Raw genomic sequence first — 20,211 nt, forward strand, 5'->3', positions numbered from 1 at the left:
GCGACAGCAGTCACAAGCTGGTGACATGTTTGCGGCGACGCATTTTCTTCCGCAGCGAGGAGACCACATGCCCGAGATCGCGATGGGTGCCTTGAACCGCTACGGGATGCTGCTTCTCGCAAGGCGAAATTCGGAGCGCAGGATCTATCCGGGTCGCTGGAGCCTCCCCGGCGGCCATATCGAGGATGGCGAAGACGCCGAGACGGCCATGCGCCGGGAATTAATGGAGGAAATAGGCATCACGCCGGAGCGGTGGCGGCTTGCGGCAAAGTTCGTATCGCAAGCTCCGCCTGAGTCATCGGCCACCTTTCACGTCTATCACGTCGATCAATGGCAGGGATTGCCGCAACTCGTCGGTGATGAACATACCGAACTCAGATGGTTCACTGCCGCCGTGATCGAACAGGAAACCGAGTTGGCGCCGTCCCAGCTCGGTGACATCCTCTCAAGCCTCGCGATACGAGGAACCGCCAAGGACTGAAAGCGCGGCGCGCTTCGTGATCTACTGCCGCAGCGGCCGGAATGCCGTCCTGAGTTCGGCAGCGAAAGCCATCGGCTGCTCCCATGCGGCGAAGTGACCCCCTTTCTCCAGCCTGTTGTAGTGAATGAGCTTCGGATAGGCCTTCTCCGCCCAGCTCTTCGGCGCCTGGTAGATCTCGTCGGGAAAAGCACTGACGGCGACCGGGATCTTGATGCCCCTGGCGTCGAAGAAACCTCCAGTCGGATCATACGCGTTTTTCCAATAGAGGCGTCCCGAGATTGCCGATTCGTGAGCCCCTCGCTCTCTCCGTCGAATAGCCGCGCGATCATCCGTAGCTGCGGATGTCGCGGTCGAGCATCCACGGTCGGGCTATGCCTCTGCTGCCCTGATTGCTCTTTCAGGCTGGCGCGACGACGTTGCTGCAAGCGCGCCCTCCTCCATCATCTCGGCCGCTTTCGCGTAGCCGCCGCCCATTCCGTCCAGAAAATGCAGATGCGAATCCGGCCGGCCCGATGGCACGAGGCAGGTCATCAGCGCATGCGACTGGCGGTGCAGGCCGAAATCGATCTCGCCACGCGCTCTTGCCGCAACGAGAATGGCTTCGACCCTGTCGATCTCCTCCGGCGTGCAGTCCAGCGTCAGGCGCAGACCGTCGTCGAATTTGCGGAAATCCGAATTGGAGGCGACTTCGGACCAGGCTGTCGCACTGACTTGCTTTGCGCCATCCCTCGGCACCGCGCTCTCTGCCGAAATCGGATAAGACCGGTGCGATGCAGTATCGAAAGCAGCAAGCAAGCGCTTCGCCAGCGCCGCAAAAATCTCCGGGCTGGTGTGGTCGCGAGGCTCGACCAACAGCGACAGAATCTCGCCCTGCCGGCTCGGGAACGGTGCCCAATCACAGCTGAGGCCTGTGAGGTCCGGCCTCGCTGCGCAGCGCCCAGGCTTGACCAGATAGCGGCCATTCTTGATCTGCTGCTCCGCCCATTTGAGGCCGCCGCCTGCAAACATTGCATAAGTCGCGGTCTCGGAGGCGGCATAGTGCGCGATCTTTACGTCGCGACCGGCGGCGCGGATCTCGCGCACGGTCAGCAGCCCGACACGAAGGTCGAGGTGAAGATCGGTCGCAGCGAAGCCCGCCACCTGCCGCAATGCCGATGTCGCAGCCATGATCCCGTGCGGCGGCAGGGCGAAAGCCGCCCCGTCCCCGCGGAACACGAAGGGGAAATCGAACGAGCCCCAGGCATTGCCGAGTGCCGCGATGATCGAGGCGCCGGCATAATTGACGTCTTCGTAGCGCCCTGCCCCGATTGCCACGGTCGAACTGATGACGTCGGTGATGCCGATCAGCCAATCATCGGGCAGCGGCTCGTAGACATCGGGGTCGACGACGAGCGAAAACTCGTCATAGGCCCGGTGTGGCTCTGTATGGCTGTCGATCATGGCATGTTCTCCGGATCGGTCGATAGAGACTAGTTTAGGAACGGGTCTGCCGCAAAACGGTAGACCCCCGCTTCGAAGATGACGGCGAAAGGCGCCGGCCCTTCCGGTCAGACAAGCCGGGTCTCGACGTCGATATTGCCGTGCGTCGCCTTGGAATAAGGGCAGATGCCATGGGCTGCTTCGATCAGTTCCTCGGCGACACCGCGTTCGATGCCGGGCAGGCTGACGTCGAGACGCGCACGCAGGAAGAAGGAGCCGTTGCCAGTATTGAGGGTGATCTCGGCGTCGACCTCGGGACCGGCGGGCAGCGCGATCTTGCGCTGCGAGGCGGCAAGCCCGATCGCCCCGATATAGCAGGCCGACCAGGCTGCGCCGAACAGGTTCTCGGCCGCCGGATGCGGCTGCGGCAGCTTGATGTCGAGCGTGCCGTCGCTGCTGCGTGCATAGCCCTCGCGGCCGCCGGCGATGTGGGTCTTGCCAGTGAAAAGAAGCTTCTCGGTCATAACGGTGTCCTTTCGATGAATTTATATCGCATCCGCTTTATTCGGATGCGCCTTAATATGCCTATTGGAAATCGATGTCAACACCATTCCGATTTAATCGGATACGATTTATTTTGACCGCAGGTGAAAGGCTGCCTCGCGAGCGCGTTGTTGCTGAGCCGGAAAACGGCCTGATTGGCGTTACGGTCTTAAGACCGCGGCCGGCCGTCGTCGAAGAGGGTGGCGAGCCACTGATAATATCGCGGCTGCTTCTGACGCAACTGGCTGCGCGAATAGGGCGGCCGTTCGATATCGCCGAACAGGTACACGCTCGCCGTGACCGCGAAGAATTCCCGATCGTTGCTCATCATGTAGGAATCGCCGGGCCAAAGCCCGCGGCCGTTGTTGAAGAATTGCCCGACATCGCCATTGCCGAATCCGCCGGGTAGCATCCGGTCGTTATAAGCGTGCAGAAGCTCGTGCAGGATGATCGGTTTGTCGGGATCGAGGCTCCTGACACGCAGGTCGATGCCGGTCTTGCTGCTGTAATGGCCGGGACCGAAGCCGGCGACGGCGGCGTTGGCCCAGATCGGAATCGTCCGCATGAAGGCGAGGACATCGGGCTTCAGACTGACATGCTCGACGATGTCGAGCTGCCTTTTGACGGCCGCGACCATCTCCTTGTCGGGCTCCGCACCTCTGGCATTGGTGAGATCGACCCGCCATCCATGATAGCTGAAAACGAGCGGATCGGCGGCCGCCACTCCTGCTGTCGCAACACTCATGGCGATGGCGGTACAAAGCTCCAGGATCGTCGAAATCGTCCGCACCGGCCCCTCCTCGGCGTGTCACGCTGCCGACTGTCGCACAGGCGACCAGAGGGTACAATCATGTCGCCGCAGCATTGATGCCGTTGACGTAAGTCCGGCGCTCAGACCTTCTCTTTCTTCCGAACCTTTTCCTTCGGCTCCGCCGGCGCATCCGGTGTCGGGGCGAGCAGCTTGCGCAGCGATGCGATCTTGTCCTTCACCAGCGGCCGGAACCGCGTCGCGCGATAGGGCATGTCGGCAGCGCCATAACCTTCCGGGCCGTCATCATTGCCGCGGTGGATTTCCGCGAGCTTGACGCCGATGAAGGTGCCGTCGACATAATGGGTATATTCGCCCACCCAGCGGATCGTATAGATCTCACCCTTGCGAATAAGCTGGTCGATGCTGACATGCTTGAAGGTATCGTTGATGCAGACGACCTTCTGGCCGACATGGAATTCATAGCTCATGGATCAGACTTTCCAATAGCAATCCGCCTCGCCGGTCCATAGCGCGTCCGGCGGCTGGGATGAACTCTTTTCTTGGAACCAGGGCCCAATTGCCGCGGCGGGCAACCGCGCCTTCGCCTAATCGCAATAGACCTTGCCGCTCTTGCGGGAGCGCAGATCAAAGTGGAAGTGGTTCCAGTGTTCCGGGTTGCTGCCCGGCCCGAGCACGGTATTGAAATAGCGGCAGCTGTCGGTGCGCACCGCCTTCAGAAGCCGGCCCTCGCGATAGGAGAACAGGCCCTTCTTGCGCACGTCGATCGCGTGGCCGTTCTTCAGCACGAACTTGCCGACGTCGATCGCGTTGCCGCGGGCATGTTCCGACATCGGATTATATCTCTGCCGGCTGTTGTTCATGCGCCGGCAGGAATAACCGCCGAGCGGCTGGATCGTCTTGATGCCGCTCCAGTAGCGAAAGCGGGCCGACGGCGCCAGCTCGTTCTTCACCCATTTGGCGAAGGCGAGCGTCACCTGGCAGTTCAGCGTCACGGCCGGCTTGACGCCGATATTGCCGGAAAGCCCCTTCAGCGATACCGGATAGGGCACCTGGCAGGCCGGCCCTTGCGAGATCGGCGGCTTCTCGTCGAAGAGCACGCCCAGGCGCTTCAACTCGCGCCGGCAGGCAAGCTCGGAGGCCGGCATGACGCTCGGGTCGACAGGCGCAACGGGCTCGCTCATCATCGGGTTGTTCGGCCGCAGCATCGCGACTTCTTCGCTCTCGTCCTCTTCGGGAACGCGGGTTGGCTCCAAGACCGGGCTGCCGTCGTTCCAGGCCGGCGCTCGACTCATCTCAGCCTGCGCTGCCGGATGCGGCATTGACCGGGGTGCGGACTGGCGCATTGGCTGATTGATCTGAGCCGGGTTGTCGGTGCCGATGCCGTCGACGACGGGTTCGCTGGCATTGCCCTCGGCAATCTGCTGCTGCTGTTCCTGCGCCAGCCCGACGACCGGTTCGGCCCCAAGCTCTTCATCCATGTTGACGCCGCCGGACGGGACAGCAAGGTTCTGCGTGCCGCCCCAGTTGCCGTTCGGCTGGCCTGCCGCCAGCGCCTCATCGCTATCGATCATCGGCAGCTTGCGGCCCTGGGATTCCGGCGCGGCCAGCGTCTGCGGCGCCTGTGCCGCGTGCCCGGTGCCGGCAAGGTTCGGCGTATCGAGATAATCGACCGAGCCCTGGCTGCTGCCGACAGGCCGGCCGAAGACAGGATAAGAGGCCTGAGTTTCCGCCGGCGCAAGGCGCTCCGCCCGCGCCATACGCGCTGCACCGCGAGACGGTGAAATCGAACTGACCCGGGTGCCATTGTCGACATTGGCCGGGGGCACTAGCCCGTCGCTGATCGAACAGGTGGTCAGCGCCGCCGAGAGCAGCACGGGCAGGAAGGCTCGCCGCGGAAAGGAAACAAACGCCATACTCTTATCGCTTCCATGGGCCGGCCGCAGAGTGACCGAAAAAACTCGGTCCAATTTTAGTTAAAAACGGTGAATGAAAACTTACCGGCACAATCTGAAGGCGGTGGAAATGAAAAAGGCCAGTCGCCCGGCCTTTTATCTTTGCTGTTTTTCACGCTGCCCGTGTGTACCGGCTCTCGGCCGGCCGCCCCGCCTCGCGCAGGCGGAAGTTCGAAAGCAGGGTCTTCAGCTGGGTACTCTCGTCAGCGAGCGTGCGGCTTGCCGCCGTCGTCTCCTCGACCATCGCCGCATTCTGCTGCGTCATCTGGTCCATGTGGTTGACGGAGCTGTTGATCTCGTTCAGTCCGGTCGACTGCTCGCGCGCCGCCGTCGCGATCGAAGCGACATGGTCGTTCACCTGGTTTACCAGCGCCTCGATCTCCAGCAGAGCCTCACCCGTCGAGCGCACCAGCGCAACCCCGCCCTCGACTTCCGCAGCCGACCGGCTGATCAACTCCTTGATCTCCTTGGCGGCGTTGGCCGAGCGTTGCGCGAGTTCGCGCACTTCCTGGGCAACGACGGCAAAGCCGCGGCCAGCCTCGCCGGCCCGCGCAGCCTCGACGCCGGCGTTCAGCGCCAGCAGATTCGTCTGGAAGGCAATCTCGTCGATAACAGAGATAATCTGGTTGATGCGGCTCGACGATTCCTCGATCCGGCCCATCGCCGTCACGGCGTTGCGGACGATGTCGCCGGAGCGGCCGGCGCTCGCTTTGGTTTCGGCCACCATCTCGCGCGCCTCGTTCGCCCGCTCGGATGCGGTCTTGACCGTGGCTGTGATCTCATCGAGTGCCGCCGCCGTCTCTTCGAGTGCCGCTGCCTGCTGTTCCGTACGCTTCGACAGGTTGCCGGTCGCCTCGCTGATGTCGGATGCGCTGTCGTTGACCACCCGGCTCGATTCAGCAATCGCGTGGATGACGCCGTTCAGCGCATCGACGGCGGCGTTGAAATCATTCCTGAGCTTGGCGTAGTCCTCACCGATATCGCCGATTGCAACGGTGAGGTCGCCGCTTGCAAGCCTCTCCAGGCCGACGCCGAGCGCCTGCATGGCGCGGTTTTGCCGCTCGGAAGCCGAGCGCAGGCTCGCTTCATTGCCGCGGCGTTCGTCCTCGATCTGCCGCTGCCTTTCGTCTTCACGGCCGCGCAGCGCGCTGCGTTCGTCGACGGAGTCGCGCAGCACCAGCAGCGCCTTGGCCATCTGGCCGACTTCGTCGCGGCACGCACTGCCGGCAATCTCCACCGATGCTTCCTCGGCGGCGATCGCATTCATCGCCGTCTTCAGCCGGGCGATCGGCGCCGTAACACTGCGCACGATGGCGTAGGCGATCGCGATCGTAAGTGCTGCGCCGAGCAGGCAGAGCGCTGCCGCCCAGAACGCATTCTGGCGATAGAGCGCCGCCAGGTCATCGGCGTAGACGCCAGTTCCGACGATCCAGCCCCAGGGCTCGAAGCCGGCGACATAGGAATATTTCAGCACCGGCTCATCGGCGCCGGGCTTCGGCCAGTAATAATCGACGAAGCCCTTGCCGTCCTTCTTCACCTTGTTGACGAACTCGACGAACAGGAACTTGCCGGTCGGGTCCTTCATCTGGGAGATATCGGTGCCGTTCAGTTGCGGCTTGATCGGGTGCATCACCATGGCGGGGCGCATGTCGTTGATCCAGAAATAGCCGTCGGCGCCGTAGCGCATCGCGCCGATCACGTCCTTGGCCGCCGCCTGCGCCTGCTCGCGGGTCATGGTGCCCGCCTGTTCCATCTTGTAATATTTGTCGAAAATGCCGAGCGCCGTCGCCTCCATCTTCTCCAGCCCCGCCTTCCGCTCCGCTTGCAACTCGGAATAGGAATAGTTCAGAAAGAAGACCATCGTCGCCGCCAGCACGGCAAGCGTGAAGCCGACGAGGCAGTAAAGACGGGTGGAGATCTTGACGTTGCGCATGAGTGTTCCCGGCGATTCTTACATTTGTAGTTCGTCACATACTGGAACAGCTGAATTACCGGACGGTAAAGTTGGATTAGTGGATTCTCACATAACGTAAGGTGAGGCGACGGGTTGCAAAATTCAACCACCTGAATTTGAAGGGAATTAAATCGCTGCGAGCTGCGAATATTAGTTCCGCAGCGGCCGTCCCACTGAAAGGCATTGGTAAGGACACGGAGTTCGCCTAACGTCACGACAGAATCGATCCAGACAGTGAGGGATTTTCCATGACCGACACCGCCAAGCCCAGAGGCGAACTGACGCTGCGCACGCTCGCCATGCCGGGCGATGCCAATCCGGCCGGCGATATCTTCGGCGGCTGGGTCATGGCGCAGATGGACCTTGCATCCGGCATCCGCGCCGCCGAGCGCGCCAAGGGCCGCGTCGTCACCGCAGCGGTTAAGGAAATGGCCTTTGAGCTGCCGGTCAAGATCGGCGATACGCTGTCGGTTTATACCGATGTCGAGCGTGTCGGGCGTACCTCGATCACGCTGATCGTCGAAGCCTGGGCGCATCGCTCGCGCTACGCCAAGATGGAAAAGGTAACCGCCGGCACCTTCATCATGGTGGCGCTCGACGAGGAGGGCAAACCCAAGGCCGTCCCCGCGGAGTGACAAGCTTGAACCCGAGGGGATAAGGCATGGAAACGGTCAGCTCGCCGGAGGTCTTCCTTCACATCAAGGTGGTGATGGGCATGGTCATCAGCCTTTCACTCGCGAGGCTGCTCACTGGCATCGCCGGCATCGTCCAGCATCCGGCCAAGGCGGAGGTTTATCCCGTTCACCTTGGCTGGGCCCTGTCCCTGTTCCTCTTCATCATCCATATCTGGTGGTGGGAATACCGGCTGCAGGCCGTGCCCGCCATCGGCTTCGGCATCTATCTCTTCCTCGTCTGCTTCTGCAGCCTGTTCTTCCTGCTCTGTGCCCTGCTCTTTCCGGCAAGCCTCGACGAATATGGCGGCTACGAGGAATATTTCATTTCGCGGCGCAAATGGTTCTTCGGCGTCCTCGGCCTGATCTATGCCGTCGATATCCTCGATACGGCGATCAAAGGTCCGGAGCGCATCCTATCACTCGGCTGGGAATATCCCGTCCGCAATCTCGTCTACATCCTCCTCTGCGCCCTCGCCGCCTGGACCGCGAACCGCCGCTTCCACACGACCTTCGTCATCGTCAACCTGGTCTATCAGGTCAGTTTCATCTTCCGGCTTTACGACGTGTTGGGGTGAGGAGCGGTCGGGCGAAGCCCGAGCAATCGATCCAGTGAATCGATTGCAGCGACGAACGCCCTGAGCCCAAGCGAAGGGCCCGGCAGCGCCTCACACCTTCAAAAACTGCGACCCCTTATCAAACGCCAGCCCGGAAAATATCTTCCCTGTCAGATCATCCACGCCGACATCGAACTGCCGGTAGAGCATCGCCGCCGCCACCTCGCGCACGTCAGCCGTCGGCATCAGGTCGCGGTTGTCGAGCAGCTGACCATCGCCGATCCCCGGCCAGCGGCCGAGGATGCGCCCGCCGTTGATCGCGCCGCCGGCAAGGACAGCGCAGCCGCCGGTGCCGTGGTCGGTGCCGGCGGAGCCGTTCTGGCGGACGGTGCGGCCGAATTCCGTCATGGCGAGCACCACCGTCTTTGCCCAGATCTCCGAGCCCAGCGCCGCCTTCAGCGTGTTGATCGCCTGGGCGAGATCCCCTGCCGGCCGCTTGAACTGGCCGGCCTGGCCGATATGGGTGTCCCATCCGGTGATTGAGAAGCTGGCGATGCGGTAATCGCCCTTCAGCATGTTGGCCGCGAGCGCCGCGACGTCGCCGATCTTCTCGCCGCGCTCACCGTCCGGCTCGACCATCATCGCGGCGCTGTCGGCCCGCGTCGCCTCGGCAAGTGCAGCCGCGAAGGGCGGATCGCCGGCATAGAGCCGCGCAAGGAACTGCATCTCGTCACGCGCCGGCGCCAGATTGGAATCCGATGCCCAGACGTCGACATTGTTCGGCCCGGAGAGGATCAGCTCCGTCGACGTATTGACGTCGATCGCCTTACGCGCATCCGAGCGGGGAATGACCGCGAGCACCCGGTTCAGCCAGCCGGTCTTTTCTTCGGCGACATGTTCGCCGCCGGACTCAAGCATGTCCTGCCCGTCGAAATGGCTGCGCTGGTCGCGATAGGGCGTCGACACCGCATGGATGAAGGCGAGTTCTCGGCTCTTCCAGAGCGGCATCAGGTCGGCGGCGGCGGGATTGAGGCCGAAATGCCCATCGAGATCGAGAAGTCCGCTGTCCGGCGTCAGCGCCAAGGTTGGCCTGAGCGCGGCAAAACCGGCGTCGCCGTAAGGCTGCACCAGGTCGAGCCCGTCCATCGCGCCGCGCAGGACGATAGTGACAAAACGATTATCGCCCGGCATCGCCGCAAAGGTGACCGGCGTGAAGACGGGGGCGGCGGCAAGACAGCAGGCAGAGGTCAGAAAGCCGCGGCGGGAAAGCAAAATCCGGTTCATTGGGAGCCTCCTATCGGCGGTTGAATTCCGGCGATGCCAGCACCAGCGTCAAACCGCTGATCTTGTTCGGCGCCTGCGACACCACGCGGATCGTTTCATCGCGCGCGGCATCGGCAAGCGTCGATCTCAGGAACTCGCGCGGATCCTCGTCGCGGCCGAACTGCGCCGCAGCCCGCCTTGCCCAGGCCAGGCGCTCGGCAAGCTGGCTGCCGGTGATCCAGGCGGAAAAGCCTTCCTCGAAACCGGCCGGGCTCGGCGGCTGCCAGGTCGGCTGCCCCATGCGCTTCAGCGCCCCCTGCCCCAGTGCGCGCGCCGCCCGAAAGGCCTTGAGCCGTTTGTCCCGCGCCTCTCCGGCGGGATCCGTCGTCACTGGCGCTCCCGCCATGCCAGGCGTATTTGCCGCCATATCGCCCTCATCCGTTCCTTGCTGATTGGCCGCCAGGAAGCTGCCGACGACGCCGTTGACCGGCCCTGCATTCAGCGCCCTCAGACCAGCAACAACAAAATCGAACGGCTGACGTGCTTTGGCGCCCTCGTTTTGCCAGGCGGCGGGATGATCGAGCATGGCGGTATAGACGGCGATGAGGTCGCCATCCGTCTTCTTCCACGCGGCCGCCATATCGGAGACCATCCCCTCGTCTGGTTGGTCGGAGACGAAATGCACCGCGAGCTTACGGCTGATATGGGCCGCCGTCTTCGGATGGACCGAGAGGTCATCGAGCATGTCGAGATAATCCTCGCGCGAGCGCCGCCGCCCGCCATAACTGACGCCGAGCACCTCATGCGTGCCGGGCTCCGAAATGTTCGGCCGAAAGGCAATATCCATCTCCTTGCGGTCGATAGTGAGCCCCGTCAGCACCATGGCCGCGGCAGTAACATCCGCCTGGGTATAGCCGCTGCCGGCGCCGAGCGTGTGGAGTTCCAGGAGCTCGCGTCCGAGATTTTCGTTCAGCCCCTTGTTGCGCTTGACGCCGCCGGCCGAATCCGGCCCGAGCGAATCCGCCTGATCGAGGTAGATCAGCATGGCGGGATGAGCGGTGGCGCTACGCAGAAGATCGCCGAACCTGCCCGAAATGAACGGCCGGATTGCCTCGGCCTCGTAGAGCGGCACGATAAGGCGCATCGGCAGGCTCTTGTTGGCGCTGGTGGAGAAATGATCGGTCCAGAAGGTCGAAAGCCGCTCGTAAAAGCCGTAGGGCGACAGCACCGCCTGCATCAGCCGCAGGTTCGCATCGTGCTGGAACTGCTGCTGCGCCTGGCGCTGCACAGCCTTGCGCATCTCGCGCCGCGTGGGATCGTCGGTGACCGTCTTCGCATCTTCCCTGATCTGCTTCAGCTGGTCCTGCAGGCTGAGGATCGCCCGATGACGCATGTCGGGGCCGCCGAGCGGAAAGTCCGGCGTTGCCGCCGCGCCTTTGAACAACTGCCCGATCAGCTCATCATTGCTTTGCGGCGCCACCTCGCCCGGCCGGAAACCATAACCGAACCGGATCGCCGCCATCGTCGGGAAAGAGAGGCTCATGCCCGATCACCTCCTGATCACTTGATGGTGACAGGCTGACAGCCGATTGCGACGGCAATCTGTAGGAAATGCGGCGATATCACGACATGGACGATTTGTAATCTGCTGAAAAGGCTCAGGTTTCATGCAGCACAGAGAAGGCGGGAACGTCTGCATGGAATTCCTCGCCGATATTTTTGAGCACGAAGACGATGATGAAAAATGAAACACATCGTCCAGCCGAGATAGCTGGCAATCCGCTACTGTGCTGCTGCGGCCCTCGCTCTTCGAGGCCCCTGCGGGGCACATCAGGATGAGATTTTAGAGCCGTGGCGCACCTGCTTAAACCACCTTGCCCCGGCACGCCCAAGCTACAGACGCGAACGACCGCGGCCCGTCCGGCTCGCCCGCTTCGTAGGCTGCCCTGAGGGCGGCATCCACCGCTTTGCGCTTCTCCGGCTCGAGCCCGGAGACATATCTCCCAAGCGGTCCCTCGCCGGCAGCGATCGGCTGCCAGTAATCGTCGAAGGAACGGTAATTCATCCGGATCAGAAGCGACGTCTCCTCGACATCAGCGAGGCCCTCTGCCATGAAGCTCTGCTTCATCTCCCCTGGCCGCATCATTGGCTGGAAGCAATATTTGCGGCGTAGCGGCAGCGCGTTCTCGTCAAGCATGACGACCGTATCCCACATCATCCGCATGCCCGACATGCCGCCGTAATGGTCCCAGACCGCGGCGGCGACCGTGCCGCCGGGCCGCACGACGCGGGCCATCTCGGCCACCGCCTTGCCCGCCTCCGGCACGAAATGCAGGACGAGCAACGACATCGCTCTGTCGAAACGGTCATTCTCGAAGGGCAGCGCGCAGGCATCCGCCTGCTGGATGGTGACCCGCGGATCGCTATTGGCCCGCTTCGCCGCCTCGACAAACACAGGCGAATAGTCGATAGCGGCGATTTCCCGCAGCCCCGGCCTCTGCGCAAGCGTGAACGTCAGGCTGCCGGTGCCGCAGCCGACATCGAGCACGCGATCCCCATCCGCCAGCCCCGCGAAGTCGATCAGCATCGGCGCCAACGTCCGGCTCCACCGGCCCATAAGCCGCTCATAGCCATCTGCACTTTCGACATGGAAACTCGACGGCATGGAAGCCTCCCCTCCAAGGACGACGGCTCATTATGAACTGGCCGACGCCCGCCGCAAGGGGATAGTGGTTCTGAAACTGGAGGGATTTCTCCGTGGTCCTCGGCCCGCGCCGAGGATCTGCCATTCTTGATGGCCGCGAGATCGCCTCACCCGGTCGCCCTCTCGAGAACGCTCCAGTCAAACGCGCGCGCCCAACCGCGGTAGCGGTGCCAGCCGACCTCAGGGAAATCCCGGCGCAGGGCGGCGATGTCGGCGTCGTAGCCGGTGCGGTCGAACCATTCGAACATCAGCGCCGCATCCTCGCTCTGCTGCCGCATTGCGGCAATCGGTAACTCCTGGTAGGCGATCGGGCGCCCTAGCGTTTCGGAGAGGATCCTCACCTGCTCCTCGCCCGACAATTCGTCACCCGCAATGTCGAAACGCTGGCCGAACACCTTTTCGCGCCGTTCGGCCAAGGCCGCGACGAAGGCGCCGATATCGGCGAGGCAGATTTGCTGCAGCACGCGCGCGGGCGGCAGCGCCGCGGCATAGACACCCTGGCGCAGCCCGTCGATAGCCCACGGCGCCGCGGTGTTTTCCATGAAGGCGACGGGTGCACTGACCGTGTAGGGAATGCCTAGACCGGCAATATGTTGCTCGACCAGATATTTGCTGTCGAAATGCGGAATGCCGGTCTTCTTGTCGGCATCGCCGACGGAGGAATAGATCAGGTGGCCGATGCCGGCGGCCTTCGCTCCATTGGCGGCGGTTATGCCCTGGCGGGTTTCCGCTTCCGTTCCGGCCTCATAGCTGTTGCCCATCAGGAACATCGTGTCGACGCCGCTTGCGGCCTTCGTCACCGACGCCGCATCATCGAGATCACCCCCGACGATCTCCACTCCGGCGGCGGCCAGCCGATTTGCGGCGTCGCTGTCCGGCCTGCGGCTGATCGCCTTGACGCGATGCCCCCCGCGCCATCAGTGCGCGCGCGACCGCGCCGCCCTGCTGGCCGGTGGCGCCGGCTACCAGAACGCTTCTTCCATTGCTCATCTCTCTGCTCCTTGTGGTTGGCGATCAGCCAGAAGATAAGACCTGTCGAATTGAACCATAATAGGCTACATCAGGGAAACATCGTGCCACTGGTGAATACAATGCTGGATCTCAACGACATCCTTATCTTCGCCCGCGTCGTCGAGGCCGGCAGCTTCACCGCCGCCGCCCGCCTGCTTGCCATGCCGAAGACGACGGTCAGCCGCCGTATCGCCGCGCTTGAGCGCGAGGTGGGAGTGTGGCTGCTGCAGCGCACCACTCGCAGCCTCAGGCTGACGGATGCGGGGCGCCTTTATTACGAGGAGTGCAGCGCGGCGCTCGGCGCCTTCGAGCAGGCAAATCTGCGCCTGGCCGAGGCGCGGGCGGAGCCCGCCGGCACGATCCGCATCTCCGCACCGGTCGGCTTCGGCGGTCATTTCCTTTCCGCCGCCATCTCCGATTTCCTGGCAATCTACCCCAAGACGAAGGTGGAATTGCGCCTGACCGACGACAGGCTCAATCTCATCGAGAACGGCATAGACCTCGCCTTCCGCACCGGCATTCTGGAGGATTCGACGCTGATCGCCCGCAAGCTCGGCTCGACCTACAGGATTTTCTGCGCCAGCCCCGACTATCTCGCCCGCTGCGGCGCGCCGGATCGTCCGGCGGACCTCGCCCATCACGCCTGCGTCATCGCGGGTCCGTCGGCGGCTGGTGCGCACTGGGTGCTGGAGAGCGCCGGCATCAAGGAAACGGTCACGGTGTCCGGACGTTTCGCCGCCAACGAAATTCAGGCGGTCATGACTGCCGCGATCGCCGGCTTCGGCATCGCACAGTTGCCGCAAAGAATGGCTGCGGCTTGCATCGCGGACGGCCGGCTGCGGCGCGTCCTCGACGGCTACACGACCCCGCCCGGCGGTCTGCATGTCGTCTATCCCAGCAACCAGCACCTGTCGCCGCTGGTCAAGGCATTCATCCAACTGGCGATCGATCACCTGAACGTCGGAAAAGACGCAATCGAGGCACCGGCGATCACACCTCGATGAGCCCGCGGGACTAGCGGGATAAAGAGGAAGGCCCAGCCGTCGCTAGGCGCCCCTTTCACCGCCAAAGGAAATCTGGCCCCGTGCTTTGCGACGTCAATTTGAGCGTCCCGTCCGGTTGAACAACATAGGTCTCGAAGACACGGTAGCCGAACGCACCGAGAAAGGTGTGGTTGACCACTGTTCCCGGGCGATAGGGCGAATGAATGACCTTACCGCCATAGGTGAGACTGCCCTGTAGCGGCTGCGGTTCGCCTGAAGTACTGGCGCAGGCCGTGAGGGCGAAGAAAACGGCAATGAGCGCGTGCTTCATCCTGGCATCTCCTCCCGATGACAATGGCAGCGGAAGAATACGACTTTACGCAGTCAGAAGACAGCGTTCTTGCCTTCGTAATCTCTGCGCAGGGACTGCGCGCGCGAAAGCGCGCTGGCGATCCTCTCGTCGGTGAAGGGCTTGGCGATCACATCGAGAGCGCCCTCGATGCCGTTTCCGACGCTTTCCGGACTGCCGGTGACGAAGATCACGTCGACGCCGTGGCGATCGATCAGCCGGCGCGCGAGCTGCGCGCCGCTCAAGCCGTCGGCAAGGCTGAGATCGACCAGTGCGACATCGCTTCTCTGAGCATAGGCGAGCGCCTGCTCGATTGTCGAAACCGGCCCGAGAGTCTGGTGGCCAGCATCCTGCGCGATACGCTCGAGTTCCATGGCAATGATGTTCTCGTCTTCAACGATCAGGACTTTCATGGATCTTGCTCCTCCCATGGGCAAGCGGGCCGCCGGGCACACCGACGGCAACCGCTACAACGCGACTTTCCCTCGAAAGTTTCCGAGGTAGAAGGCATGCGTGTCGAAATGGTAACTGATTTCCTCGTGTCATCGGCGCTACCGTTCGATGCTGCCATTGCGCCGGATCTTCCTTTGCAGGAGCAGGATGCCATAGAGCAGCGCTTCGGCCGTCGGCGGACAGCCGGGAACATAGATGTCGACCGGCACCACGCGGTCGCAGCCGCGCACGACGGAATAGGAATAATGGTAGTAGCCACCACCATTGGCGCAGGAGCCCATGGAGATTACGTAGCGCGGTTCCGGCATCTGGTCATAAACCTTGCGCAGCGCAGGCGCCATCTTGTTGCACAGTGTGCCCGCGACGATCATCAGGTCCGACTGCCTTGGGCTTCCGCGCGGGGCGACGCCGAAGCGCTCGACATCGTAGCGCGGCATGGACATCTGCATCATTTCGATGGCGCAGCAGGCCAGACCGAAGGTCATCCACATCAGCGAGCCCGTGCGCGCCCAGGTGATGAGTTCGTCGGTGCTGGTGACGAGAAAACCCTTGTCGGCAAGCTCGGCATTGATTGTGCCCATCATCGGGTCGCCCTGCCGCTGTTCGCCGGGGAATTGGAAATTGCCGGGCGCCGGGCGCGGCTGCGTGAAGGACGGCATCGTCTTCTCCTGTGAGCCGACCTCAAACCCAGCGCACACGACAAAGTTCCGGCCGCGCCGGTCCCTGTGCGATAACGGACACGCTTCCTGATTTCTGTTCTGAGATGCGGCGCTCAATGCCGAAGGATTGCCCGGCCCGATCGCTAGTCCTTATCGAGGAACCAGCGGATGGCGGCGTCGTTCCGACACCGCGAGAGCGGCAATTGCCGCACGGAGTAAATACGGGTGATTCCCTCCTCACCGTCCGTGTCGACGTCCATGCAGGCGCAGGCATAACCATGCGCGGCATAGGTGTAGACAAATTCGCCGGTCGTCAGGTCCGGGATCTTGTCCATTCCCTCGGCCGCCTTGTAGCCGCTGCCATTGTCCATGATGGTCCAGCCGCCGCCGGCATCCATGAGCAACCATTTGGCCATCGAGGGATTGTCCAGCCAGCCGCAGCGGCGTTCGGCATGCGCCGCGGCGGGCAGGAGAAGCATCATCAGAACAAGCGCAGGCAATCTGGCCATCGACCCCTCCAAGTCACCTCCCACTATGCATGGTCGGTGCCCGGCAAGGCAACAGCGGTTTTCCGATTGGCCTGGGACGATGTCCACAGGTGTCATCCATCCGCCCTCGCCCTTCGAGGCTCCGGCCTACGATTTCGCCTTTGCTGCTTCCTCCCGGAACGCCGCCTCGCCGGCATCGGAGACTTCGACCCATTTTTTGTCTGGCTCGGCCTCGGCAACGTAACTGTCGTGCCAGTTCCACCATTTATAGGTCGGGGTCTGCGGATAGCCAGCAGGGGAGTCCTCCCAGACTTCCTGGCGCCCGAGCGGCGTGATGTCGAGATAATTCCAGGTGCCGCCCATCTGCTCGTCGCCGCGGTTGTTGACGAAATAGGTGCGGAAGATGCGCTCGCCGTCGCGGTAGAAGACATTGGTGCCGTGCCACTCGTCGACGCCGAAATCCTTGTCGAAGTCGTCGGTGATCGTCACCCAGGGCATCGTCCATCCCATCCGTTCCTTCAGCCGCGCTATGTCGGCCTGCGGCGCGCGCGAGGCGAAGACCAGCGTCGTGTCGCGGGCGTTGAGATGGGCGACATGTGCGACCTGATCGGCAACCATCGAGCAGCCGCGGCAGGCATGCTCGGGCCAGCCGAAGACGCCGGGCTCGTAAAAGGCGCGGTAGACGATGAGCTGGTGCCGGCCTTCGAACAGGTCGAGCAAGCTGATCCTGCCCTGCGGCGCTCCGAAAGCATATTGCTTTGCGACGGCCATCCACGGCATGCGCCGCCGCTCGGCGGCAAGCGCGTCACGAGCACGCGTATGCGCCTTTTCCTTCACCAGAAGCTGCCTGTGAGCCGCCTCCCAGGCCTGCTGCGGCACGACAGGCGGCCGCTGCATGGCCTGTCCGCCCTTTCCATTCTCTGTTGCAGTCATCGCTTCAATCTCCTCGATGGGGCGAGTTCCCGCGCCTTCTTGTCCGAAGGCCGGTGCATCGCGGTTGGTCGGACATAGTTTCGCATCGGGCATCGAACAGTGGGAGTAACAAGTGTGTCTGTTATCCCGCGGCCAACGCAGTTGGTCCGCAGGCCAACGCAGTTGGTCCGTAAGCCAACGCAGTTGGTCCGTAAGCCAACGCAGTTGGTCCGTTGGCCAAAGCAACTGTTCCGCCCGCGGCTGACGAAACCTGCTCAACCAACACAACAGTTGCCAAAACCCACATGTTGACGGAAGCTTCACCACGGCCATTGGATCGTACGACATGACAACAGAATCCACCTTCACGGAGCAGGCAAGGCACGGCAGCGCCAGGATCTGCCGCGGCTGCTGGGATCAGATGCATATGCCGATCCCGATCGGCGGCCCGCTTGCGCTTCCCTTCCGCGCCCTCGGCATTACCCGCAGCAAGATGAATCCCGATATCTGCACGATCTGCGAGCGCTCGTTCCAATATGTGCAGAAGCAGCGCCAGATCACTGTCGACGCCACCATTCTGTTCGCCGACATCAGGGGCTTTACCGATCTTTCCCAGCGTATCGAGGCAGTGCACTTGAGTGAAATCGTCAGCCTGTTCCAGGATCGCTGCGCCCAGGCGATTTGGGCGCATGACGGCATCGTCAACAAGCAGATGGGCGACGGTCTGATGGCGATCTTCAATTTCCCGATCATCCGCAAGGATCACGCCGGTGCGGCGATCAGGGCCGCCCAGGAGATCCAGCGCAACTGCGCCGCGGCGCTGAGCGGGCTGGCGCTCGACGCGCTGTCCGGTCGCACCTTGGGCGTCGGCGTCGGCATCCATTCCGGCGAGGTGCAGATCGGCGAATTCTCGAGCTTCCGCAGCGATTTCACCGCGATCGGCGGCGTCGTCAACCAGGCCGCAAGGCTCGAATCCCAGGCCGCCGCCGGCGAGATACTGATCTCGGCCGAAACGGCCGCGAAGGCTCCCGACCTCGCGGCAGACGCCGAAACGCGCATGCTGGCGCTGAAGGGCATTGAGCAGCCGGTGCGAGCAAGCGTGCTGCTCAAACGCTGAGCGACGGCGATACAGCCTTCTCAAAGCATTATCGCGCCGTCAACATGGCAGCTGCAATTTCTCAAGCTGTGATTGCGAACACATCGGATCACAAGCAAGTTAATCCTCCGGAAACAAACATCGCTTATCTCTGAGCTGTTCTAACCGCTGGGGTATCTCATGGGCAATTTTTCACTGTTTCATTGGTTGATCGTCTTGACCCTGATCGGCGTGCCATTGATCTTCGTCTTCCGAAAACCGCTGGTCGGGCCGAACCGCTTCGGCGGCCCGCCGCCGGCCATGGGTTTCGGCCAGGCCATCGGAAGCTTTTTCAAGAACTATGTGAACTTTAGCGGCAGAGCGGGCCGATCGGAATTCTGGTATTCTTTTCTCTTCTCCTTTCTTGTCTCCATCGTTTTGTACTTCGTGGATCGGAGCGAAACCTTGAGACTGATCTGGTCGCTGGCCACGCTTCTTCCATGGATATCCATGGCCGCCCGACGCCTTCATGACATCAACCGAAGCGGATGGTGGCAGCTTCTCGGACTGTTAGTTCCCATTGGATCGGTCGTCCTGCTCGTATGGTACTGCAGGGCGTCGACAATGGATGATTCAAGGGAAGCCGTCTTTGCTTGAGCAAGGTGTGAGGATGGTCCTCGAGGGTTAGCTGTTGCCTTCGCTGGCACGGCCTATCCGCTGCGCGGACTGCGGGATGCGCAGTCCGCTTCCAGCAGCGGGAGGTTGGAAGATGCCGCAGCCCCTATCGGCGCGCCGGCTATGTCGGCGAGGCCCACGAGAGCCTCACCGAGGCGCCTCGAACGGCGAGGCGGGCGCGCCGGCGGTCGATGGCTACGACCAGCAAAACCCGACGCGGGCGGAGCCCTCGCAGCCGCGTCAGGTCTTCATGCCGGTCAGCTCAGGAAACGGATAGTAGTGCAGCCGCTTGTCCTTGCAACGATAGTCATTCGCCGTCGCGCCGAGGATTTGACCATCCGTGAAGGAGACGCCGAGATAGGCCCAGTCGCCCCAGCTGTGCTTGGGCACCACACGCACACAGTAAGCATAGATCTTTTTCTCAGGCTCAAGCAGCACCACGCTGGAAATCCGCGCCCAAACCACTTCTCCCGCTTCGTGTCTGTAACTTCTCTTGAATACGATGTTGATGAAGTTCTGTCGGACGTCACTGGAGGGCGCACGTTGGGAATCCGCAACGGATTGCGACACTGGGGCATTGCAGCCGACCAGCATCAGCAGGGCAGCGCAAGCGAGGATTTTTATTCTCATTCGGTTGTTTCTCCAAAGAATCGGAGCGTGATAAACGCTGCGCATTTCTACAAACACAGCGCGAATAATATTTGCAATACATAAAAATTGTTCGACGCCGCGCATTAGACGCGGGTCTGGCTGAATAGCTCTATTTATGCCCGGGGTTTGAAACCGAACTTGGGGTCCCATTCCCATCATCATCATCATCATTGATCGCCACGCCAGCCTCCAGCGCCGCGAGGATAAAGGCCTGCCGCACCGTTTCAGCCGGCATGCGCCCGGCAAGCCAGGCACGGCAGAAATCGATCGCCCTCTGCTGATGGACGCCGCCATTGATCGGCCAGTCGGAGACGAGTGCATAAAGCGCATCCTGCGGTGAGCGGAGAACCAGCCGCTCGCCGGTATCAAGTTCGATCCAGATCGATTTTTTCCAGAAGGCGGAATGGTCGCTAATGGCAGTCGCACCTGAAGCTGAAATGATATCCGATTAACTGCCGAGGGCCGATCCCGGTTCCAGCGCAGGCGAGACGATGGCAACGGTGCCCCCGCCCAAGAGAGCCTCATCCTCAGGCCGCCCCGCAGGGGCCTCGAAGGACGAGGCGGGTGCCCGCTGACAGCCACAACTCGAGGAATTGTTGAGCCAATCCGAACGATTCATTCGTTTCCCTTTTGTACTCT

General features: G+C 62.3%; 22 protein-coding genes and 2 pseudogenes. 6 read left to right on the plus strand and 18 right to left on the minus strand.

All coding sequences use genetic code 11. From position 1 onward, the window contains the following. Positions 1–67: 67 nt before the first annotated feature. Entirely contained in the window at positions 68–481 is a 414-nt protein-coding gene (locus tag NXC14_RS13190) for an NUDIX domain-containing protein (RefSeq protein ID WP_085780101.1), read from the plus strand. Between the two features lie 21 nt (positions 482–502). Here NXC14_RS13190 and NXC14_RS33375 read toward each other — a convergent pair. From NXC14_RS33375 to NXC14_RS13225, 7 genes and pseudogenes are all read right to left on the minus strand, one after another. Further along, positions 503–857: pseudogene (locus tag NXC14_RS33375) on the minus strand (epoxide hydrolase); the annotation flags it as partial. Then, positions 851–1,921: a DUF3095 family protein gene (locus NXC14_RS13200; protein ID WP_085778520.1), complete on the minus strand. Its 1,071-nt coding sequence runs from the start codon at positions 1,919–1,921 to the stop codon at positions 851–853. The gene NXC14_RS13200 and the pseudogene NXC14_RS33375, both read right to left, overlap by 7 nt. 107 nt (positions 1,922–2,028) lie before the next feature. Further along, positions 2,029–2,424, minus strand: a complete 396-nt coding sequence (locus NXC14_RS13205) for an Ohr family peroxiredoxin (RefSeq protein ID WP_085778521.1) — start codon at positions 2,422–2,424, stop codon at positions 2,029–2,031. A 188-nt stretch (positions 2,425–2,612) separates the two neighbouring features. Then, positions 2,613–3,233 carry a hypothetical protein gene (locus NXC14_RS13210; protein ID WP_085778522.1) on the minus strand — a complete coding sequence of 207 codons (621 nt, stop codon included), beginning with the start codon at positions 3,231–3,233 and terminating at the stop codon, positions 2,613–2,615. Between the two features lie 101 nt (positions 3,234–3,334). Beyond that, positions 3,335–3,682 (minus strand): hypothetical protein, encoded by a 348-nt coding sequence (locus NXC14_RS13215; RefSeq protein WP_010030441.1) that lies wholly within the window; start codon positions 3,680–3,682, stop codon positions 3,335–3,337. Positions 3,683–3,799: 117 nt separating this feature from the next. Next, a complete protein-coding gene (locus NXC14_RS13220) occupies positions 3,800–5,128 on the minus strand; it encodes an extensin family protein (RefSeq protein WP_085778523.1) in 1,329 nt (442 codons plus the stop codon). A 151-nt stretch (positions 5,129–5,279) separates the two neighbouring features. Then, complete coding sequence (locus NXC14_RS13225) at positions 5,280–7,100, minus strand: methyl-accepting chemotaxis protein (protein ID WP_085778524.1); 1,821 nt, start codon at positions 7,098–7,100, stop codon at positions 5,280–5,282. 269 nt (positions 7,101–7,369) lie between these two features. Here NXC14_RS13225 and NXC14_RS13230 point away from each other — a divergent pair, with 269 nt between their 5' ends. Further along, entirely contained in the window at positions 7,370–7,756 is a 387-nt protein-coding gene (locus NXC14_RS13230) for an acyl-CoA thioesterase (RefSeq protein WP_085778525.1), read from the plus strand. A 26-nt stretch (positions 7,757–7,782) separates the two neighbouring features. After that, positions 7,783–8,370, plus strand: coding sequence for a hypothetical protein (locus NXC14_RS13235; protein ID WP_085778526.1), 588 nt, complete (start codon positions 7,783–7,785; stop codon positions 8,368–8,370). 90 nt (positions 8,371–8,460) lie between these two features. Here the strand turns inward: NXC14_RS13235 and NXC14_RS13240 are convergent, their stop codons facing one another. The 4 genes and pseudogenes from NXC14_RS13240 to NXC14_RS13255 form a co-directional block, all read right to left on the minus strand. Next, the gene (locus tag NXC14_RS13240; RefSeq protein ID WP_085778527.1) at positions 8,461–9,633 is read right to left on the minus strand and encodes a DUF1501 domain-containing protein; all 1,173 of its coding nucleotides are present in this window, start codon (positions 9,631–9,633) and stop codon (positions 8,461–8,463) included. A gap of 10 nt (positions 9,634–9,643) precedes the next feature. Continuing rightward, the gene (locus NXC14_RS13245) at positions 9,644–11,155 is read right to left on the minus strand and encodes a DUF1800 domain-containing protein (RefSeq protein ID WP_085778528.1); all 1,512 of its coding nucleotides are present in this window, start codon (positions 11,153–11,155) and stop codon (positions 9,644–9,646) included. A 321-nt stretch (positions 11,156–11,476) separates the two neighbouring features. After that, the gene (locus tag NXC14_RS13250; protein ID WP_085778529.1) at positions 11,477–12,277 is read right to left on the minus strand and encodes a class I SAM-dependent methyltransferase; all 801 of its coding nucleotides are present in this window, start codon (positions 12,275–12,277) and stop codon (positions 11,477–11,479) included. A 146-nt stretch (positions 12,278–12,423) separates the two neighbouring features. Further along, a pseudogene (locus NXC14_RS13255) lies at positions 12,424–13,306 on the minus strand (NmrA/HSCARG family protein). 101 nt (positions 13,307–13,407) lie between these two features. Here NXC14_RS13255 and NXC14_RS13260 point away from each other — a divergent pair. Beyond that, positions 13,408–14,331: a LysR family transcriptional regulator gene (locus tag NXC14_RS13260; RefSeq protein WP_085778530.1), complete on the plus strand. Its 924-nt coding sequence runs from the start codon at positions 13,408–13,410 to the stop codon at positions 14,329–14,331. Positions 14,332–14,386: 55 nt separating this feature from the next. Here NXC14_RS13260 and NXC14_RS13265 read toward each other — a convergent pair whose 3' ends face one another. The 5 genes from NXC14_RS13265 to NXC14_RS13285 all read right to left on the minus strand — a co-directional run bounded on the left by NXC14_RS13265 (position 14,387) and on the right by NXC14_RS13285 (position 17,192). After that, positions 14,387–14,641, minus strand: coding sequence for a hypothetical protein (locus NXC14_RS13265; RefSeq protein WP_085778531.1), 255 nt, complete (start codon positions 14,639–14,641; stop codon positions 14,387–14,389). Between the two features lie 53 nt (positions 14,642–14,694). After that, complete coding sequence (locus NXC14_RS13270) at positions 14,695–15,072, minus strand: response regulator (RefSeq protein ID WP_085778532.1); 378 nt, start codon at positions 15,070–15,072, stop codon at positions 14,695–14,697. 138 nt (positions 15,073–15,210) lie between these two features. Further along, a complete protein-coding gene (locus NXC14_RS13275) occupies positions 15,211–15,771 on the minus strand; it encodes an NADH-quinone oxidoreductase subunit B (RefSeq protein WP_085778533.1) in 561 nt (186 codons plus the stop codon). A 143-nt stretch (positions 15,772–15,914) separates the two neighbouring features. Further along, positions 15,915–16,280: a DUF4087 domain-containing protein gene (locus tag NXC14_RS13280; RefSeq protein WP_085778534.1), complete on the minus strand. Its 366-nt coding sequence runs from the start codon at positions 16,278–16,280 to the stop codon at positions 15,915–15,917. Positions 16,281–16,406: 126 nt separating this feature from the next. Continuing rightward, positions 16,407–17,192 (minus strand): DUF899 domain-containing protein, encoded by a 786-nt coding sequence (locus tag NXC14_RS13285; RefSeq protein WP_085780102.1) that lies wholly within the window; start codon positions 17,190–17,192, stop codon positions 16,407–16,409. Positions 17,193–17,517: 325 nt separating this feature from the next. Here NXC14_RS13285 and NXC14_RS13290 point away from each other — a divergent pair, with 325 nt between their 5' ends. Together NXC14_RS13290 and NXC14_RS13295 are read left to right on the plus strand one after the other, a co-directional pair. After that, positions 17,518–18,288: an adenylate/guanylate cyclase domain-containing protein gene (locus NXC14_RS13290; RefSeq protein ID WP_085778535.1), complete on the plus strand. Its 771-nt coding sequence runs from the start codon at positions 17,518–17,520 to the stop codon at positions 18,286–18,288. A gap of 159 nt (positions 18,289–18,447) precedes the next feature. Beyond that, positions 18,448–18,903 carry a DUF805 domain-containing protein gene (locus NXC14_RS13295; RefSeq protein WP_085778536.1) on the plus strand — a complete coding sequence of 152 codons (456 nt, stop codon included), beginning with the start codon at positions 18,448–18,450 and terminating at the stop codon, positions 18,901–18,903. Positions 18,904–19,161: 258 nt separating this feature from the next. On the opposite strand, the gene NXC14_RS13300 is transcribed toward NXC14_RS13295, so the two are convergent. Together NXC14_RS13300 and NXC14_RS13305 are read right to left on the minus strand one after the other, a co-directional pair. Beyond that, on the minus strand, positions 19,162–19,551 hold the full coding sequence (locus NXC14_RS13300) for a hypothetical protein (protein WP_085778537.1): 390 nt from the start codon (positions 19,549–19,551) through the stop codon (positions 19,162–19,164). A 130-nt stretch (positions 19,552–19,681) separates the two neighbouring features. Then, positions 19,682–20,014 (minus strand): DUF982 domain-containing protein, encoded by a 333-nt coding sequence (locus NXC14_RS13305; RefSeq protein WP_198175529.1) that lies wholly within the window; start codon positions 20,012–20,014, stop codon positions 19,682–19,684. Between the last annotated feature and the right edge of the window lie 197 nt (positions 20,015–20,211).

It is taken from the genome of Rhizobium sp. NXC14, from assembly GCF_002117485.1.
GTDB lineage: Bacteria > Pseudomonadota > Alphaproteobacteria > Rhizobiales > Rhizobiaceae > Rhizobium.

What these genes read in the sequence shown, in the direction of transcription:
- NXC14_RS13290 (WP_085778535.1), top strand. Translation starts at nt 17,518, where the DNA reads ATGACAACAGAATCCACCTTCACGGAGCAGGCAAGGCACGGCAGCGCC.
- NXC14_RS13285 (WP_085780102.1), bottom strand. Translation starts at nt 17,192, where the DNA reads ATGACTGCAACAGAGAATGGAAAGGGCGGACAGGCCATGCAGCGGCCG.
- NXC14_RS13235 (WP_085778526.1), top strand. Translation starts at nt 7,783, where the DNA reads ATGGAAACGGTCAGCTCGCCGGAGGTCTTCCTTCACATCAAGGTGGTG.
- NXC14_RS13265 (WP_085778531.1), bottom strand. Translation starts at nt 14,641, where the DNA reads ATGAAGCACGCGCTCATTGCCGTTTTCTTCGCCCTCACGGCCTGCGCC.
- NXC14_RS13300 (WP_085778537.1), bottom strand. Translation starts at nt 19,551, where the DNA reads ATGAGAATAAAAATCCTCGCTTGCGCTGCCCTGCTGATGCTGGTCGGC.
- NXC14_RS13220 (WP_085778523.1), bottom strand. Translation starts at nt 5,128, where the DNA reads ATGGCGTTTGTTTCCTTTCCGCGGCGAGCCTTCCTGCCCGTGCTGCTC.
- NXC14_RS13275 (WP_085778533.1), bottom strand. Translation starts at nt 15,771, where the DNA reads ATGCCGTCCTTCACGCAGCCGCGCCCGGCGCCCGGCAATTTCCAATTC.
- NXC14_RS13190 (WP_085780101.1), top strand. Translation starts at nt 68, where the DNA reads ATGCCCGAGATCGCGATGGGTGCCTTGAACCGCTACGGGATGCTGCTT.
- NXC14_RS13245 (WP_085778528.1), bottom strand. Translation starts at nt 11,155, where the DNA reads ATGAGCCTCTCTTTCCCGACGATGGCGGCGATCCGGTTCGGTTATGGT.
- NXC14_RS13270 (WP_085778532.1), bottom strand. Translation starts at nt 15,072, where the DNA reads ATGAAAGTCCTGATCGTTGAAGACGAGAACATCATTGCCATGGAACTC.
- NXC14_RS13225 (WP_085778524.1), bottom strand. Translation starts at nt 7,100, where the DNA reads ATGCGCAACGTCAAGATCTCCACCCGTCTTTACTGCCTCGTCGGCTTC.
- NXC14_RS13280 (WP_085778534.1), bottom strand. Translation starts at nt 16,280, where the DNA reads ATGGCCAGATTGCCTGCGCTTGTTCTGATGATGCTTCTCCTGCCCGCC.
- NXC14_RS13295 (WP_085778536.1), top strand. Translation starts at nt 18,448, where the DNA reads ATGGGCAATTTTTCACTGTTTCATTGGTTGATCGTCTTGACCCTGATC.
- NXC14_RS13200 (WP_085778520.1), bottom strand. Translation starts at nt 1,921, where the DNA reads ATGATCGACAGCCATACAGAGCCACACCGGGCCTATGACGAGTTTTCG.
- NXC14_RS13215 (WP_010030441.1), bottom strand. Translation starts at nt 3,682, where the DNA reads ATGAGCTATGAATTCCATGTCGGCCAGAAGGTCGTCTGCATCAACGAT.
- NXC14_RS13250 (WP_085778529.1), bottom strand. Translation starts at nt 12,277, where the DNA reads ATGCCGTCGAGTTTCCATGTCGAAAGTGCAGATGGCTATGAGCGGCTT.
- NXC14_RS13260 (WP_085778530.1), top strand. Translation starts at nt 13,408, where the DNA reads ATGCTGGATCTCAACGACATCCTTATCTTCGCCCGCGTCGTCGAGGCC.
- NXC14_RS13230 (WP_085778525.1), top strand. Translation starts at nt 7,370, where the DNA reads ATGACCGACACCGCCAAGCCCAGAGGCGAACTGACGCTGCGCACGCTC.
- NXC14_RS13205 (WP_085778521.1), bottom strand. Translation starts at nt 2,424, where the DNA reads ATGACCGAGAAGCTTCTTTTCACTGGCAAGACCCACATCGCCGGCGGC.
- NXC14_RS13240 (WP_085778527.1), bottom strand. Translation starts at nt 9,633, where the DNA reads ATGAACCGGATTTTGCTTTCCCGCCGCGGCTTTCTGACCTCTGCCTGC.